This window comes from Nocardia sp. NPDC004573 (assembly GCF_053602135.1).
Window position 1 is genome coordinate 67,175 of record NZ_JBSGDA010000014.1, and the last position, 15,559, is coordinate 82,733.

A 15,559-nucleotide genomic window follows, 5' to 3' on the forward strand; every position below is an offset into this window, starting at 1 on the left:
GCGGTTGGGCGAATTTTCGGCATGCGGCCAGCGCCGACTGCCCGGGGTCCACACTTGGGCATTTGACCAGCATGGATGATGTGGCTCGAGTGGCGGCTTCGGCGGATTACGGCCGTCCGGATGCCGATGGAATGCGGCTGAGAATTTGCCGCTGACCGGCTATCCGAGGGAAGCGATATTTTGAGTGATTTTCATCACAAATCTAGCCTGGGTGCGGCGCTCGTAACTTACCCCGGACACGAGGAGGCGCCGCGCCCGAGACGAATCCCGGCCACGGCGCCCGCCTGTACCCAAGCTCACGCGCCGCGGGCGCGCTCCTCGTATGCCTTGCGCTTGTCGGCGTCCACGTCGTCGAGGAAGGCGCGGCCGGAGCCGAGTGCCCGCCCGATGCTGTCCCCGACCGCTTCCGGCAGCAGGCCGACGAACCGGGAGATGAACCCGGCCACCGCGGTCACCCTGACCTTCGACTTCGGCGCGACGATCAGGTTCGCCACGGCGTCGGCGATCTCCTCCGGCTCGGCGGGGCGCAGCAGCTTGGGCGCGGTGACGCCCGAGCCGAGCTCGGTGTTGGTCAGCGTGGGCAGCACCGAGGAGAAGTGCAGGCCGGTGCCGCGATACTCCTCACGCAGCGTGTCGGTGAATCCGAGCACCGCGTGCTTGCTGGCGTTGTAGGTGGCCAGGCCCGGGATGTGGGTCTCGCCGGCCAGCGAGGCGATGTTGATGATGTGCCCGCTGCCGCGCGGCAGCATCCGGCGCAGCGCCAGCTTGGAACCCAGGATCACGCCGTAGACATTGATGTCCAGGATGCGGCGGGTCAGCGGATCCGGCTCGTCCACCAGCTTGCCGGTCGGCATGATGCCCGCGTTGTTGATCAGCACGTCGATCGGGCCGAGGGTGCGCTCCACCTCGTCGAGGAAGCCGTCGAACGAGTCGTGATCGGTCACGTCGAGCTTGCCGTACAACTCGAAGCCGCGCGCCGTGCCCGACTCCTTGACCGTGGTCTCGTCGATGTCGCCGATCGCGATCTGCGCGCCGAGTGCCTGCAGCGCGGTCGCGGTGGCCAGCCCGATGCCGCGCGCGCCGCCGGTGATGACGACGACCTTGCCGCGGATCTGCTTCGCATCGGTCACTTGGCGTCTCCCTTCAGTTTCAGCAGGGCGGGCAGGTCGAGGCGGCGCAGACCGCGGGCGCCCGCCGCGCGCATCGCGCCGAGTGCGAACAGCAGCTTCGGCATCGAGTACGGGTACCAGAACAGTTCCTTCTGCTGGGTCGGCAGAATCGGCGTGGTGATCGCCTGCTGACGGCAGTACTTGCGCACGCCGTTCGCCCCGCCCCAGCGGGCCCCGACGCCGGACAGGCCCCAGCCGCCCATCGGCAACGCGTAACTGAACAGGTTGGCGAAGACGTCGTTGATGTTGACCGCACCCGCGTTCAGCTGCCGGGCGATCCGCTCGCCGCGCTCCTTGTCGCCGGTCCACACCGAGGCGGACAGTCCATAGACGGAGTCGTTGGCCAGCCGGATCGCTTCGGACTCGTCGGCCACCTTCATCACCGGCAGCGTCGGGCCGAAGGTCTCTTCGGTCACGCAGGACATGGTGTGATCGACGTCCACCAGCACGGTCGGCTCGAAGGCGGTGCCGAATCCGGCCCGCTTGCCGCCGGTGAGCACCTTGGCGCCCGCCGCGACCGCCTCCTCGACGTGACGCTGCACAATGGCCACCTGGTTCTCGTTGGCCAGTGCGCCCACGTCGTACTTCGACTCGCGCCCGTCGAGGCCTTGGCGCAGCGCCTTGACGTTGGCGGTGAGCTTGGCGACGAACTCGTCGTACACCGCCGCTTCGACGTACACCCGCTCCACCGAGATGCAGACCTGGCCGGAGTTGAACATGCCGCCGAAGGCGATGCCGTGCGCGGCGCGGTCGAGGTCGGCGTCGGCCAGGACGATGGCCGGGTCCTTGCCGCCGAGTTCCAGGCTGTAGGGCACCATCCGCCGCACGCAGGCGGCGGCGATCTTGCGGCCGGTCGCGGTCGAGCCGGTGAACTGGATGTAGTCGGCGTTGTCCACCACGGCCGCTCCGGTCGCGCCCGCGCCGGTGACCACCGCGAGGACCGGCGGAGCGCCGATCTCGGCCCAGCCCTTCGCCAGTTCGAGCGCCGACAGGGGAGTCACCTCGGACGGTTTGAGCAGCACGGCCGCTCCGGCGGCCAGCGCGGGGAACACGTCCATCACCGGCATCGCCAGCGGGAAATTCCACGGCGTGATGACGCCGACCACCGGGTAAGGCCGGTAGACCGTGGTCAGCCGCTTGACCCGTGCCAGCGGGCTGTGCGGCGACGGATGGTCGTCGGCGAGGAACTTGGCCGCGCGGCGCGCGTAGTAGCCGATCAGGTCGGCCGCGAAGCCCGGGTCGATCAAGGCGTCCACCCGGGGCTTCGCGGTCTCCGACTGCAGTACGGTGGCCAGCCGGTCGGTGTTGTCGATCAACCAGTCCTGGAACCTCAGCAGCCAGACCTTGCGTCCTTCGGGACCGAGTGCCTCCCACTCCGGCTGGTACAGCCGCAGTTCGCGGACCTTGGCCGCGACCGCGTCCGCGGTCTCGTCCGGCACCGTGCCGACGACCTCGCCCGTGCCGGGATTGCGCACCTCGATGACGGCGGGGCCGTCCTTCTTCGCGGTCGTTTCGCGTGCCCGCGCCTTTTCGGCCGCGGGCGCTGGTTCGGTGTTGGTCACTGCTGTTCTCCCACTGGCGTCTTGTTGAACCGCGGTCTGCTGACTGCTGTGAGGCAGGCCACTGAACTATGATCGTGACACAATCCGGACAGAGTTTCTTGGCCCAAGTTGTCAAGGAAAACAGGCGAATTTGTTTCCCCGAACCAAAGGATGCCGAGCCGAAGGAGAGGGCGATGACCGTTGGCCCTTCGCCGGGCGGCGCGGCCCGGCCGAGCCCGGCGCTGGACGAGGTGCGCGACTGGCTCGCCGAGTACGTCTACGAGACCACGCGCGCCGAGGCGCTGGAGCGGATCGTCACCCGGCTCGACGACGTGATCATCGCGCGCATTCCCGAACTCGCCGATCGCGATATGCGCCGCGACCTCGCGGCCAGCACCCGGGCGCACGCCAGGACCGTGCTCAGCCGCCTGGCCAGCGACGCCTTCGAGTTCTCACTGCCGGAGGAAGCGCACGCGTTCGCGCGCAGCGTGGCCCGGCGCGGCTTCGAACTGCGGTTGCTGCTGCGGGTGTACCACGTGGGCATGGAGGCCGTGCTGGACTACATGACCGAAGTCGTCGAACAGCGCCGGACCACGCCGGAACTCGAGCGCGTCGTCCTGCTGCGGCTGTTCGAGCGGGCCACCAAGTGGATCAGCACCTCGGTCGAACTGCTCACCGACACCTACATGGAGGAGCGCGAGCAGGTGCTGCGCGCCGCGCTCAACCGGCGAGCCGAGACCGTCCGCGCCTTACTGGACGGCGACGACGTGGACGTCGATCAGGCGTCGCTGCGGCTCGGCTATCGGCTCTCCCAGCAGCACCTCGCCTTCGTGCTGTGGACCGACGAGCCGACCGGCGAGCCCATGAGCGTGGACGCGGAGGCGACCGGCTTGCTGGAGCGGGTCGCGGCGCGGCTGGCCGCGGCACTGGGCAGCGCGCGGGTGCTCACCGTCCCGTCCGGCGCCAGTGCCATGTGGGCGTGGGCGGGCTCGGACGACGGGGAACGCGGCGCCGAACTCGCGGCGCCGGGCGAAGTGGAGCGGCTGGCCGCGGCACAGGTGGAGGCGCCGGTGCGGGTGGCGTTCGGCGTGCCCGCCTGGGGGATCGCGGGCTTCCGCCGCAGTCACCGTGAGGCGGTCGCCGCACGACTGGTTGCCGAGCGCGCGCCCGCGGGCGGCCTACGGGTCACCGGGTATCGAGCGGTGGAGATCGCCTATCTGGCAGGCGCGGACGAAGCGGCCATGCGGGGGTTGGTGGAGCGGGAACTGGGCGCGCTGGCGGCCAGGGACGCCAACGCCGCGCGCCTGCGCGAGACGCTGCACGCCTATCTGCGCAGTCAGCGCAGCCCGGAGGCAACGGCGAAAGTGCTCGGGGTACACAAGAACACGGTCCGCTACCGCGTGCAGCGGATCGAACAACTGCTGGGATATCCGATCGAAGAGCGCGGCTTGCCGCTGGAGATCGCGCTGGTGTGCGTCGCCGTCTACGGCGCCGACGCCCTGCCCTGAACCCGCGGCCGCCGGTTACTCGCCCGCCACAGCCTCGCGCGCGGCGATCCGGCGCAGCGGTGGCTCGGTGGTCGGCGCCACCCGGCGATCGGGTAACTCCGCGAGCAAGGTGGTGGTCGCCTCTGCGATGGCCGCGACGGCCTTGTCGACGGCCGATTTGGTGGTCGAGCTCAGGCCGGACACGCCACCGACCTTGCGCACGTACTGCAGTGCGGCGGCATAGATCTCCTGCTCGGTTGCGGCAGGTTCCAGACCACGCAGGACGGTGATGTTTCTACACATGCGAGAACACTAGCTCCAGATCACGACATGCGTGCGGGCAAGAAGCAAGCGCGACCGAAATCGATTCACCCGGCGGACCCGCCGTCGGTCCGCGCGGCGGGCGAACATGGGCGGCCATCGGCGAATCCCGCGCGTCGCCCGCGCGGGATGGGGAACAATCGGGACATGTCTGCGCGCGGTGTACCCACCTTGACGACGTTTCCGTACGCGGAGCTGGACGAGCGGGAGGAAGACCACTGGTCCGGCGTCGCGGTATCCGACGACGAACTGCGGGCACTCGCGCTCGGAGCCTTCTACTCGGCGCGCTGGGACGCCTTCCACGACGCGCTGCTGCTCGGTCCGGAACGCGCCCATCCGCTCGGCGATCGGCGGGAACTCGCGATCGACACGCTCACCGGCGCGTGGGGCATCACCGACGGCACCGAGGCGCAGGCGTCGATGGAGCAGCTGCTCGACGGTATGCACGCCCCGCTCTACGCATTGGTGCATCCGCTGGTGACGGCGTCGATCAACGCCAGCGAGCGCGATCGTTTCGGGGAACGGGCCGATCGGCACCGGGCGTTCCTGCGGCAGGTCGGCGCGTTCCGGGGGATGGACAATCCCGAGGCGCTGGTGCGCGACTACGACATCTGGTCGCAAGCGATCAAGATCGGGTTCACCGATCACCTGGCCCGGCCGCTGCCCAGCGACATCCATGCCTGGGACCTGGCCAGGGTGGTGGCGGTGGCGAGGATGGCCTACACCGCCGGGTACCTCGACGCCGACGTGGCTTGGAGCTATCTGGCGCGCGCCCTGCCGCTGGCGCAGAGCAAGTACCGCAATTGGCGTCAGTTCGGCGACGCCTACCTCACCGGCTGGACCTACTGGCAGGCCTGCGAGGACCTGGCCGAGCTGAAGAACGGCGGCGTCGACCGCCGCAAGGAGTTGCTGCGGCTGTGGCTGCGCCCGACCAGCCCGTGGCGGCGGATCGCGCTGAACTCAGCTCCCGTCGGGGAGTGAGCGCAGGATCCCGCGGCCGTAGCGCTGGAACTGCGCGTCGTCGACCATGCCCAGGGAGTGCCGCTCGACCAGCAGCTCCCACTCCGAATACAACTGGGCCACACCGGGGTCGGCGGAGCCCGCGGCGCCGTCGGCGGATTCCCGGCGCACCGCGAAGTTCAGCGCGCAGGTGACCCGCTCGGTGTCGGCGCGGTCGGCGCCCGCGAAATGCAGGGTCCGGCTGCCGTCGTGCACCTCGATGCCGGTGGCGCCACGCCCGGGACCGATCTCGCCGCGGCCCGCGGTGGGTGTGTCGGTGACGCGAGCCCACACGACCACCGGAATCGGGAGTTCGTGCGCGTAACGGCCGTCGCCGATCGCGATGAACAGCAGCCGCGTCGTCGTCGCGGCGAGCAAGCCGGAGCCGTTGCCCGCGGGCGGCTGCGCGGCCACCACGGCGGTCTCCAGGACGTACTCCTCCGGCGTCACGTAACGATGCAGAGCCGCTATCGCCTGCTTCGCCTCGCGGCGCGGCGACATCCGGCGCGTCGCCCGCTCCACGTCCGCGCGAATGGGCCCGCCACGCCCCCAGGTGGGCGCGGGCGGGCGCAGATCCGGCGCCGCCACGTCGATGCGCTGGGTGGCCATGATGTGCGCGTTGATCCGGTCGACGATCTCGGTGGCCGCGGGGACGTCGTGCTCGGCGATGATGACCGGAAGGGGGGTGCGGTCCGCGGGCACGCCGGTGAGCACAGGCGTCGGGTAGCGCAGATAGATCTCGATGACGACCGCGTCGTCCGCGCGCCGGTTCAGCCGGACCTTCAGCAGGTCGGAGACCGGGACATCGAGCACGCGTTCGCCGTCGGAGCCGGGCCGCAGGACGATCAACCTGCCGCGGCCGTGTCGCAGTATCGCTGTGGGTGTCCGTAACTCGACTATGTCCATACCCCCTGCGCTCGTGTCTGGTCTGCGGCGCTCCCGGGGTTTTTCGTGGTGTGCGAGCTACCGCCTACGTGCCCGTCGCTCGCGCCGCGAGGTTGTGTCGTCGCTCACGATAGGCCGAACATGCCATGATTGTTGCCACTTGGAGGAAGCCGGACCGGGGACATCGGGAACCACCGTCGGCCCCCGGCCGTTTACCTCTTTAACTGCACCTGCAGCCGAACTGCGCGATGTATCGAGTAGACCGTACGCGGTAACGTGGCTTGTCCGCATCCGAACCCCCGCGGAACCGGACGCGCCAGACGCATCGCTAGGCAAGAACCGGAGACACCGGAAAGGACTGGCCGCCCCGGCCGACGCTCTATGAACCGCAAGACTGTGTTTCGCACCCTGGCCATAGTCTCGGGCATTTTGCTCGTGATCTATGCGTTCAGCTACTTCGGCAACGACACGCGGGGCTGGAAGAGCGTCGATACATCGGTTGCCCTCAGCCAGCTCGAGAACAAGAGCAATGTGCAGAACGTCCAGATCGATGATCGCGAGCAGCAGCTGCGCATCGAGCTGAAGGACGGCAACGACGCCACCGGCGGCCAGAACAGAATCATCGCGAAGTATCCGGGCGGCAGCGAGACCTCCGCCCAGATCTTCTCGGCCGTGAAGAACTCCGGCGCCCCCTACAACACCGTCGTCAAGCAGGAGAGCTGGTTCACCCAGATCCTGCTGTTCGTGTTGCCGATGGTCATCCTGCTCGGTCTGTTCATCTTCGTGATGGCCAGGATGCAGGGCGGCGGCCGCGGCGGCATGATGGGCTTCGGCAAGTCGAAGGCCAAACAGCTGTCCAAGGACATGCCCAAGACCACGTTCGCCGACGTGGCCGGAGCCGACGAGGCGGTCGAGGAACTCTACGAGATCAAGGACTTCCTGCAGAACCCGGTTCGCTACCAGGCCCTCGGCGCCAAGATCCCCAAGGGTGTGCTGCTCTACGGCCCGCCCGGCACCGGCAAGACCTTGCTGGCCCGCGCCGTCGCCGGCGAGGCGGGTGTGCCGTTCTTCACCATCTCGGGTTCGGACTTCGTCGAGATGTTCGTCGGCGTCGGCGCCTCCCGGGTGCGCGACCTGTTCGAGCAGGCCAAGCAGAACAGCCCCTGCATCATCTTCGTCGACGAGATCGACGCGGTCGGCCGCCAGCGCGGCGCGGGCCTCGGCGGCGGTCACGACGAGCGCGAGCAGACCCTCAACCAGCTGCTGGTCGAGATGGACGGCTTCGGCGACCGTACCGGCATCATCTTGATCGCCGCGACCAACCGCCCCGACATTCTGGACCCGGCCCTGCTGCGTCCCGGCCGGTTCGACCGCCAGATCCCGGTGGGCAACCCGGACCTCGCCGGTCGCCGCGCCATCCTGCGGGTGCACTCGCAAGGCAAGCCGATCTCCCCGGACGCCGATCTGGACGGCCTGGCCAAGCGCACCGTCGGCATGTCCGGCGCCGATCTGGCCAACGTGATCAACGAGGCCGCACTGCTTACCGCCCGCGAGAACGGCGCGGTGATCACCGGTGAATCGCTGGAGGAGTCGGTCGACCGGGTGATCGGCGGTCCGCGCCGCAAGAGCCGGATCATCAGCGAGCACGAGAAGAAGATCACGGCCTATCACGAGGGCGGTCACACTCTGGCCGCCTGGGCGATGCCGGACATCGAGCCAGTCTACAAGGTCACCATCCTGGCGCGCGGGCGCACCGGCGGTCACGCCATGACGGTGCCCGAGGACGACAAGGGCCTGATGACCCGCTCGGAGATGATCGCCCGACTGGTCATGGCCATGGGCGGCCGCGCGGCCGAGGAGCTGGTGTTCCACGAGCCGACCACCGGCGCGTCCTCCGATATCGACCAGGCCACCAAGATCGCGCGCGCGATGGTCACCGAGTACGGCATGAGCGCCCGGCTCGGCGCGGTCCGCTACGGGCAGGAGCAAGGCGACCCGTTCCTCGGCCGCTCGATGGGCATGGGCTCGGAGTACTCGCACGAGGTCGCCGGCGCGATCGACGTCGAGGTGCGTAACCTCATCGAGGCCGCGCACACCGAGGCGTGGGCGATCCTCAACGAGTACCGCGACGTGCTCGACGATCTGGCCACCGCACTGCTGGAGCGGGAGACCCTGCACCGCAAGGATCTCGAGCAGATCCTCGCGTCGGTGCAGAAGCGGCCGCGAATCACCGCGTTCAACGATTTCGGCGAGCGCGTCCCCTCGGACAAGCCGCCGGTGAAGACTCCGGGCGAGCTTGCCGCCGAGCGCGGCGAGTCGTGGCCGCCGGAGCCGGTGGCACAGCCGGTCGCCGCGTCGGCACAGCGTGAGCCGCAGGCCGCCAACGGTTACCCGCCGCACGAGAGCGGATACGGCGCTCCGCCGCAGTATGCCCGCCCGCCCGCACCCGGCTACCCGCTGCCGCAGGCGCCCGCTCCGGCCTATCCGCGCCAGGGCACGCACGGTTCGCGGCCCGACTACGGCGCTCCGGCCGGCTGGTCGGCTCCCGGCTGGCCCCCACGGGACGAGCCGCAGCAGGGGCAGTCCGGCTGGGGCGACCCGCAGCAACCGCGGCACGGCTACCAGCAGTGGGGTCCGCAGGGTGCGCCCGAGGGCGGTTACGACCGGGACGGGTACGGCGATCGCGGTGGTTACGACGAGCCGCGCCGCGTCGATCCGCACGGTGAAGGCGACAACGGTGATTGGGATGGACCGAACGGTCGTCACTGATCGGTGACGATTAGGCTCGACCATCGGGGGGTGCCGAGAGATTGCCGGCGCCCCGGGAGTTTGGAGGTGTCCTCGATTGTCGCCGAACGAGCATGGCGGTGGTCACACCCTCGCCGAAGCGGACAGTGTTGATTACGACGGTGTCGATCTCGGCGTAACCGCGCCCGGCCTCGTCGCGTTGGAGACCGGCAGGTCGTTCGACCAGACACGGGCCGAGGCAGCGGTGCGTGAGTTGTTGATCGCCGTCGGGGAGGATCCGGATCGGCCCGGCCTGCGCGAGACACCCGCCCGGGTCGCGCGGGCCTACCGGGAGACCTTCGCCGGGCTGTACGTGGAACCGGACTCGGTGCTCAACACGACGTTCGACGAGGGCCATCAGGAACTCGTGCTGGTCCGGGACATCCCGATGTACTCCACCTGCGAGCACCACCTGGTGTCCTTCCACGGTGTCGCCCATGTGGGCTACATCCCCGGTCCGCACGGCCGGGTCACCGGACTGTCCAAGCTCGCCCGGCTGGTCGACCTGTACGCCAAGCGCCCGCAGGTGCAGGAGCGGCTGACCAGCCAGATCGCCGACGCGGTGATGCGCAAACTGGACCCGCGCGGCGCGATCGTGGTGGTCGAGGCCGAGCACCTCTGCATGGCGATGCGGGGCATTCGCAAGCCGGGCGCCAGTACGACCACCTCCGCGGTGCGCGGGCTGCTGCAGTCCAACGCCGCCTCCCGCGCCGAGGCGCTCGATCTGATCCTGCGGAAGTGAGCGAGCCCGCGGTGTCCGAACCGAGTAGCCGAGGGCGCGCACCGACCGGAGCGACCACGGAGGACACCGCCGCCGGAGCGACCGCGTCCCCGGACAGGTCATCGGCGCCGACGCGTGCGGCGGGGGCGAGCCGGTTCGGCGACGTCCGCGCCCGCGACGGACGTTCCTGCGTGGTGATGGGCGTCGTGAACGTCACCAGCGATTCGTTCTCCGACGGCGGGCGATACCTCGATCCCGAACTGGCCATCGCGCACGGCGTGCGCCTGCACGCCGCGGGCGCGGACATCATCGACGTCGGCGGTGAGTCGACCAGGCCGGGCGCGGTTCGCATCGACGCGGCGACCGAGGCCGCGCGGGTGACCCCGGTCATCCGCGGACTGGTCGCCGCGGGCGTGCCGACCAGCGTGGACACCATGCGTGCCGCGGTCGCCGCCGCGGCGATCGAAGCCGGTGTCTCGGTGGTGAACGACGTCTCCGGCGGGCGCGCCGATGCCGACATGGTGCGGGTGGTCGCGTCCGCGCGGGTCCCGTGGATTCTCATGCACTGGCGGGCGGGCGCCGACTACCGGCACACCGGACCGGCGGACCACTACGACGACGTGGTCGCGGAGGTGCTGTCGGAGCTGAGCGTGCAGGTGGACATGGCCGTCGCCGCGGGCGTCGATCCGTCCCGGCTGCTCCTCGATCCCGGTCTGGGCTTCGCGAAGAACGCCGAGCACAACTGGGCCCTGCTCGGCGCGCTGCCCGAATTGGTCGCGCACGGGTTGCCGGTCCTCATCGGCGCTTCGCGCAAGCGCTTCCTCGGTGCTTTGCTCGCCGACGAGGCGGGGCCGCGTCCACCGGACGGCCGGGAGACGGCCACCGCGACCATTTCGGCGCTGGCCGCGCTGCACGGCGCGTGGGGCGTGCGCGTGCACGACGTGCGCGCTTCGCTGGACGCGATCACGGTCACCGACGCGTGGCAGAATGCCGCACGGCTGCGCGCAGCACAGCACGACACCGCCCGACCCAGTGCGCAAGGAGCTCAACGATGAGCCGGTCCCCGGTCCACGCCGAAGACGATGCACTGCCCTGTGATTCGGCGATCCGGCGCGGCGCCGACCGCATCGAGCTGCGCGGCTTGCGCGCCTACGGGCACCACGGTGTGTTCGAGCACGAACGGCGCGACGGTCAGGAGTTCCTCGTCGACCTGACGGTCTGGGTGGATTTCGCCCTGGCCGCCGCGTCCGACGATCTCGCGGCGACGGTCGATTACGGCGCGCTGGCCGAGCGTGCCGTCCGCATCGTCCAAGGCGAGCCGCGCGACCTCATCGAAACGGTGGTGTCGGAGATCGCCGACGACGTGATGACCGATCCGCGGATCAGATCGGTCGAGGTGGTGCTGCACAAGCCGTCCGCGCCGATTCCACACTCGTTCGCCGACGTCCGGGTGATCACCTCGCGCCACCGGGAGGAGCCCGCCGGATGAGCGAGCTGGATTGCGGCACGGCCTGTTCCGCCGTGCCGGGCGCCGCGGAGGCGCGCCGATGACCCGTGCCGTGCTATCCATCGGTTCCAATCTGGGTGACCGGCTCGCGCATCTGCGCAGCGTCCTGGACGGGTTCGGTCACCGTGTGCTGGCCGTCTCCGCCGTGTACTCCACCGCACCGTGGGGTGGCGTCCCGCAGGAGGACTACCTGAACGCCGCTGTGCTGGTGGAGGATCCGGCCTTCGGCTGCGCCGACTGGCTGCGGCGCGGCCAGGAGCTGGAACAGGCCGCGGGACGAGTTCGCGACGTGCGCTGGGGCGCACGCACGCTCGACGTGGACGTGGTCTGGTGCGCCGAGTTGCGCGACGGGGAGCCGGTCGTGTGCCGCAGCGCGGATCCCGATCTGCTGCTGCCGCACCCGCAGGCGCATCGGCGCGCCTTCGTCCTGGCGCCGTGGCTGGACGTGGCGCCGGACGCGGTGCTCGAGGTCGACGGCGCACCGCACGCCGTGGCGGATCTGCTGGCGCGCCTGGATCCGGCCGAGCGCGCGGGAGTGCGCCGCACCGAGTTCTCGCTGACGGGCACGCCGTCGTGAAACTGAAACCGACGCGCATCCTCGATCTCGTGGCGAACGTGCTGATCGCCGCGATCGTCGCGTGGATCGCCACCCGGATGGCCTACGACAACTTCCCGCCGATCTCGATCTTCGCGGGCGCGTCGTTGTACCCGGTGGCCGCCATCGAAGCGGTGCTCGCGTTCGTCATCCGGGCGCGGGTCAACGACCACGAGATCGGCGACGGCCGCCACCAGTTGCATCCGATCACCGCGGCCCGCGCCGTCGCGCTGGCCAAGGCGTCCGCGCAGGTCGGTTCGATCGCCGCTGGCATCTGGCTGGGCTTCCTGTGCTGGGTCTTCCCCCAGCGCGGCACGCTGCGCGCGGCTGCCGCCGACAGCCCCGGCGCGATCGTCGGGATGCTGGCGGGGGTCGCTTTGGTTGCTGCGGCGCTCTGGCTGGAGTACTGCTGCCGGGCGCCGGAGGATCCGACCGACGATGCGGCAACTACTTAGCTAGTCGGACGAACGGAATCACAAGACGGAATCTGGGCGCGGCTCGAGCTATTGGCTACCCTGGCTGGCATGGTTTCACCCTCCCGTAGCAGCACTTCCCGTACCCGGCGGGACGATGCGGGAAAATTGTTCGTGGGCGTCCTCATCGTGCTCGGTCTGGTTGCCAGCGTTTTCCTGATCTTCAGTAACAGCGTGGAGTTCGTACGGGTAGGTCTGGTCGCGGCGCTGTGGGCCGCGGCAATCGGCGCTCTGGCTGCGACGAAGTACCGCAAAGAGGCGACGATAGACAAGGCGAAGGTGCGTGATCTGCAGACCGTCTACGAGTTGCAGCTGGAGCGGGAGATCACCGCGCGCCGCGAGTACGAGCTCGGCGTGGAGGCGCGGGTCCGCGAGGAAGTGGGAGCCGACGCGGCCGAACTCGCGGCCTTGCGCGCGGAACTCACCGTACTGCGGCAGAGCCTGCAGCGGTTGTTCGACGGCGATCTGCCGACGGATCGACCGGCGTTGCGCGCCGACGCCACCCGGATCCAGGAGCTGACCAGCTCGGGCGCCGAATCCGGGAACAATAGCTCCGCGAATGCCGGGATGTGGTCGATGTCCGCCGACCAGCAACCGCGTAGCAGTATGACGCCGATTTTCGAGCCCGATCATCCCGAGCCGCCGGTCTTCGCCAGCCCCTTCGACGACCCGGTGACCGCGGAGACCGCGATCGTCTCCCTCGACGACGACGCCGACGAGGCCGACCAAGCCGACGCGGAGCAAGCGCACTCCGCCGAGCCGCGCGGCTGGGCCGACGCCTTCACCGAGGCCGTGGACGAGCCGCTGGACGATCCGCCGACCCAGCCCGCCGTGCGGCCGCAACCGAAGCCCGAACCGGCCCCACGGCCTGCCTCCGCCCCCGCCATGGGCACGCCCAGCGCGCGCAGGCGGCGCCGGGCCGACAGCGACGACGAGACGCCGTCGCGCCGGCTCTCGGTAGCGGAGATCATGGCCAACTTGCAGTCCGAGGAGCGCGAACGCCGCTGATGAGGGCCGGGCACCGGCCCCGCACTGCGGCCTAGATCACCCGCGCACCCCGTGGCGGCGGTGAACCGCCTGCCGATATCCTCTTGGCGTACCGTCCGGTACCCGCATGGCGGGACTGGAACGACATCGAGAGGACAACGTTGACCTCGAGAAGCGTGAATTCCGACAACGCTGCTTCGGGCTACGACCCCGCGCCCGCACGCCTGACGGTGGGAATCGTCTCGGCGGGACGCGTGGGATCGGCATTGGGCGCCGCACTCGAGCGGGCCGGACATGTGGTGTTCGGCGTCTGCGCGATCTCCGACGCCTCGGTGCGCCGTGCCCGCACCCGGCTGCCCGATTCGGAGATCCTGCCGATCGAACAGGTGGCCGCCCGCAGCGAGCTGCTGCTGCTCGCCGTGCCCGACACCGAGCTCGCCGGTCTGGTTCGCGGCCTGGCCGGTGCGGGCGTGGTCCGGCCCGGCACCATCGTGGCGCATACCTCCGGCGCGAACGGCGTCGGCGTACTCGCCCCCTTGACCGAGCTGGGCGCCCTTCCGCTGGCCATCCACCCGGCGATGACCTTCACCGGACACGACGAGGACGTGACTCGGCTGGGCAACGCGTGTTTCGGCATCACCGCGGCCGACGAGGTGGGTTACGCCATCGCGCAGTCGCTGGTGATCGAGATGGGCGGTGAACCGGTCCGCGTGCCGGAGCAGAACCGGCCGCTCTATCACGCCGCGCTCGCGCACGGCAGCAATCACCTGGTCACGGTGATCGTCGACGCGGTGGCCGGGTTGCGCGCCGCGCTGTCCGGGCCCGGCCTGCTCGGTCAGCAGTTGGTCGACGACCAACCGAACGGCTTGGCCGAGCGTCTGCTCGCGCCCCTGGCCTCGGCGGCGCTGGACAACGCGTTGCGTCGCGGCCAGTCGGCGCTGACCGGTCCGGTCGCCCGCGGCGACGCGGACGCGGTGGCCGCCCATCTGGACGCGTTGGCGTCGGTCGATGCCAGGTTGGCCGAGGCGTATCGCGCGTTGTCGCTGCGCACGGCCCAGCGGGCCGGAACCGCGCCCGCTGTCATCGAGCTGCTGGAAGGACGCTGATGTTGGACCCGAAATTGCGCGGCGCCTACCGCCCCGGCGCGCTGACCGTGCACCACGATCCCGCGGTGGTGGGCGCGGTGTCCGCCGCCCTGCGCGGCGTCGGCCGCACCGTCGCCCTGGTGCCGACCATGGGCGCGCTGCACGAGGGGCACTTGGAGATCGTCCGGCTGGCCAAGCGGACCAACCAGGTCGTCATCGTGTCGATCTTCGTCAACCCCCTCCAGTTCGGCGCGAACGAGGACCTGGACAAGTACCCGCGCACGCTGGACGCCGACGTCGAGTTGTTGCGTGCGGAGGGCGTCGAGCTGGTGTTCGCGCCGAGCACGGCCGACATGTACCCGGACGGTCCGCGCACCACCGTGCACCCCGGTCCGCTGGGCGCGGAACTGGAGGGGGCCAGCCGCCCGACGCATTTCGCGGGCATGCTCACCGTGGTCGCCAAACTGCTGCAGATCGCGCGGCCCACCGAAGCGTTCTTCGGCGAGAAGGACTATCAGCAGCTCACGTTGATCCGGCAGATGGTCCGCGACCTGAACTTCGACGTCCGGATCACCCCGGTGGTGACCGTCCGTGAGCCCGACGGCCTCGCGCTGTCCTCGCGCAACCGCTATCTGGACCCGGTGCAGCGCGAAGCGGCGCTCGCCCTGTCGGCCGCGCTGTCCGCGGGCAAGCACGCGGGCGGCCTCGGCGGCGACGCGGTGCTCGCGGCCGCCCGCCGAGTACTCGATGCCGCGACCGGCGTTGACCTCGACTACTTGGAGCTGCGCTCGGCCACCTTGGGTCCCGCCCCGGCTACGGGCAACGCCAGACTGCTGATCGCGGCCCGGGTCGGCGCGACCCGGCTGATCGACAACATCGCCGTCACGCTCGGCGCTCCGATCGACGGCCATCCCAACGTCTCCGGTTCGCGGCCCGCCGTGGACTTCTCCCAGCCTGTCCCTGCGGTGTCGGATCCCGCCTCGTTTCCTTCCGCGAACTAGA

The 15,559-nt window shown here is 70.0% G+C and carries 15 protein-coding genes; 11 read left to right on the top strand and 4 right to left on the bottom strand.

Annotated elements, in window-relative coordinates; genetic code table 11:
• Window positions 1-296 precede the first annotated feature (296 nt).
• Together ACWEKR_RS21800 and ACWEKR_RS21805 are read right to left on the bottom strand one after the other, a co-directional pair.
• Complete coding sequence (locus tag ACWEKR_RS21800; protein ID WP_452356024.1) at window positions 297-1,130, bottom strand: SDR family oxidoreductase; 834 nt, start codon at window positions 1,128-1,130, stop codon at window positions 297-299.
• Complete coding sequence (locus ACWEKR_RS21805; protein ID WP_452356025.1) at window positions 1,127-2,731, bottom strand: aldehyde dehydrogenase family protein; 1,605 nt, start codon at window positions 2,729-2,731, stop codon at window positions 1,127-1,129. Before ACWEKR_RS21805 ends, ACWEKR_RS21800 begins: the two co-directional genes overlap by 4 nt.
• Window positions 2,732-2,904: 173 nt before the next feature.
• Here ACWEKR_RS21805 and ACWEKR_RS21810 point away from each other — a divergent pair, with 173 nt between their 5' ends.
• Entirely contained in the window at window positions 2,905-4,218 is a 1,314-nt protein-coding gene (locus ACWEKR_RS21810; protein ID WP_452356026.1) for a PucR family transcriptional regulator, read from the top strand.
• Between the two features lie 15 nt (window positions 4,219-4,233).
• Here the strand turns inward: ACWEKR_RS21810 and ACWEKR_RS21815 are convergent, their stop codons facing one another.
• Window positions 4,234-4,500 carry a DUF2277 domain-containing protein gene (locus ACWEKR_RS21815; RefSeq protein WP_195088621.1) on the bottom strand — a complete coding sequence of 89 codons (267 nt, stop codon included), beginning with the start codon at window positions 4,498-4,500 and terminating at the stop codon, window positions 4,234-4,236.
• Window positions 4,501-4,665: 165 nt separating this feature from the next.
• Between ACWEKR_RS21815 and ACWEKR_RS21820 the strand changes: the two genes are divergently transcribed.
• Window positions 4,666-5,499, top strand: coding sequence for a DUF1266 domain-containing protein (locus ACWEKR_RS21820; protein ID WP_452356027.1), 834 nt, complete (start codon window positions 4,666-4,668; stop codon window positions 5,497-5,499).
• Here ACWEKR_RS21820 and ACWEKR_RS21825 read toward each other — a convergent pair.
• A complete protein-coding gene (locus ACWEKR_RS21825) occupies window positions 5,479-6,423 on the bottom strand; it encodes a hypothetical protein (protein WP_195088619.1) in 945 nt (314 codons plus the stop codon). The genes ACWEKR_RS21820 and ACWEKR_RS21825 overlap by 21 nt on opposite strands.
• Before the next feature lie 360 nt (window positions 6,424-6,783).
• On the opposite strand from ACWEKR_RS21825, the gene ftsH reads away from it, so the two are divergent.
• The 9 genes from ftsH to panC all read left to right on the top strand — a co-directional run bounded on the left by ftsH (window position 6,784) and on the right by panC (window position 15,558).
• Entirely contained in the window at window positions 6,784-9,171 is a 2,388-nt protein-coding gene (gene ftsH, locus ACWEKR_RS21830) for an ATP-dependent zinc metalloprotease FtsH (RefSeq protein WP_452356028.1), read from the top strand.
• A 178-nt stretch (window positions 9,172-9,349) separates the two neighbouring features.
• The gene (gene folE / locus ACWEKR_RS21835; RefSeq protein ID WP_452356119.1) at window positions 9,350-9,931 is read left to right on the top strand and encodes a GTP cyclohydrolase I FolE; all 582 of its coding nucleotides are present in this window, start codon (window positions 9,350-9,352) and stop codon (window positions 9,929-9,931) included.
• Between the two features lie 176 nt (window positions 9,932-10,107).
• Entirely contained in the window at window positions 10,108-10,965 is an 858-nt protein-coding gene (gene folP, locus ACWEKR_RS21840; protein ID WP_452356120.1) for a dihydropteroate synthase, read from the top strand.
• Window positions 10,962-11,399: a dihydroneopterin aldolase gene (folB, locus tag ACWEKR_RS21845; RefSeq protein ID WP_452356029.1), complete on the top strand. Its 438-nt coding sequence runs from the start codon at window positions 10,962-10,964 to the stop codon at window positions 11,397-11,399. The genes folP and folB overlap by 4 nt, the downstream gene beginning before the upstream one ends.
• A gap of 58 nt (window positions 11,400-11,457) precedes the next feature.
• Window positions 11,458-11,994 (top strand): 2-amino-4-hydroxy-6-hydroxymethyldihydropteridine diphosphokinase, encoded by a 537-nt coding sequence (folK, locus tag ACWEKR_RS21850; RefSeq protein ID WP_452356030.1) that lies wholly within the window; start codon window positions 11,458-11,460, stop codon window positions 11,992-11,994.
• A 2-nt stretch (window positions 11,995-11,996) separates the two neighbouring features.
• On the top strand, window positions 11,997-12,467 hold the full coding sequence (locus tag ACWEKR_RS21855; RefSeq protein WP_452356121.1) for a DUF3180 domain-containing protein: 471 nt from the start codon (window positions 11,997-11,999) through the stop codon (window positions 12,465-12,467).
• 69 nt (window positions 12,468-12,536) lie between these two features.
• Window positions 12,537-13,493 (top strand): DUF6779 domain-containing protein, encoded by a 957-nt coding sequence (locus tag ACWEKR_RS21860; RefSeq protein WP_452356031.1) that lies wholly within the window; start codon window positions 12,537-12,539, stop codon window positions 13,491-13,493.
• A 140-nt stretch (window positions 13,494-13,633) separates the two neighbouring features.
• A complete protein-coding gene (locus tag ACWEKR_RS21865; RefSeq protein ID WP_452356032.1) occupies window positions 13,634-14,578 on the top strand; it encodes a Rossmann-like and DUF2520 domain-containing protein in 945 nt (314 codons plus the stop codon).
• On the top strand, window positions 14,578-15,558 hold the full coding sequence (panC, locus tag ACWEKR_RS21870; RefSeq protein WP_452356033.1) for a pantoate--beta-alanine ligase: 981 nt from the start codon (window positions 14,578-14,580) through the stop codon (window positions 15,556-15,558). The genes ACWEKR_RS21865 and panC overlap by 1 nt, the downstream gene beginning before the upstream one ends.
• Window position 15,559: the final 1 nt, after the last annotated feature.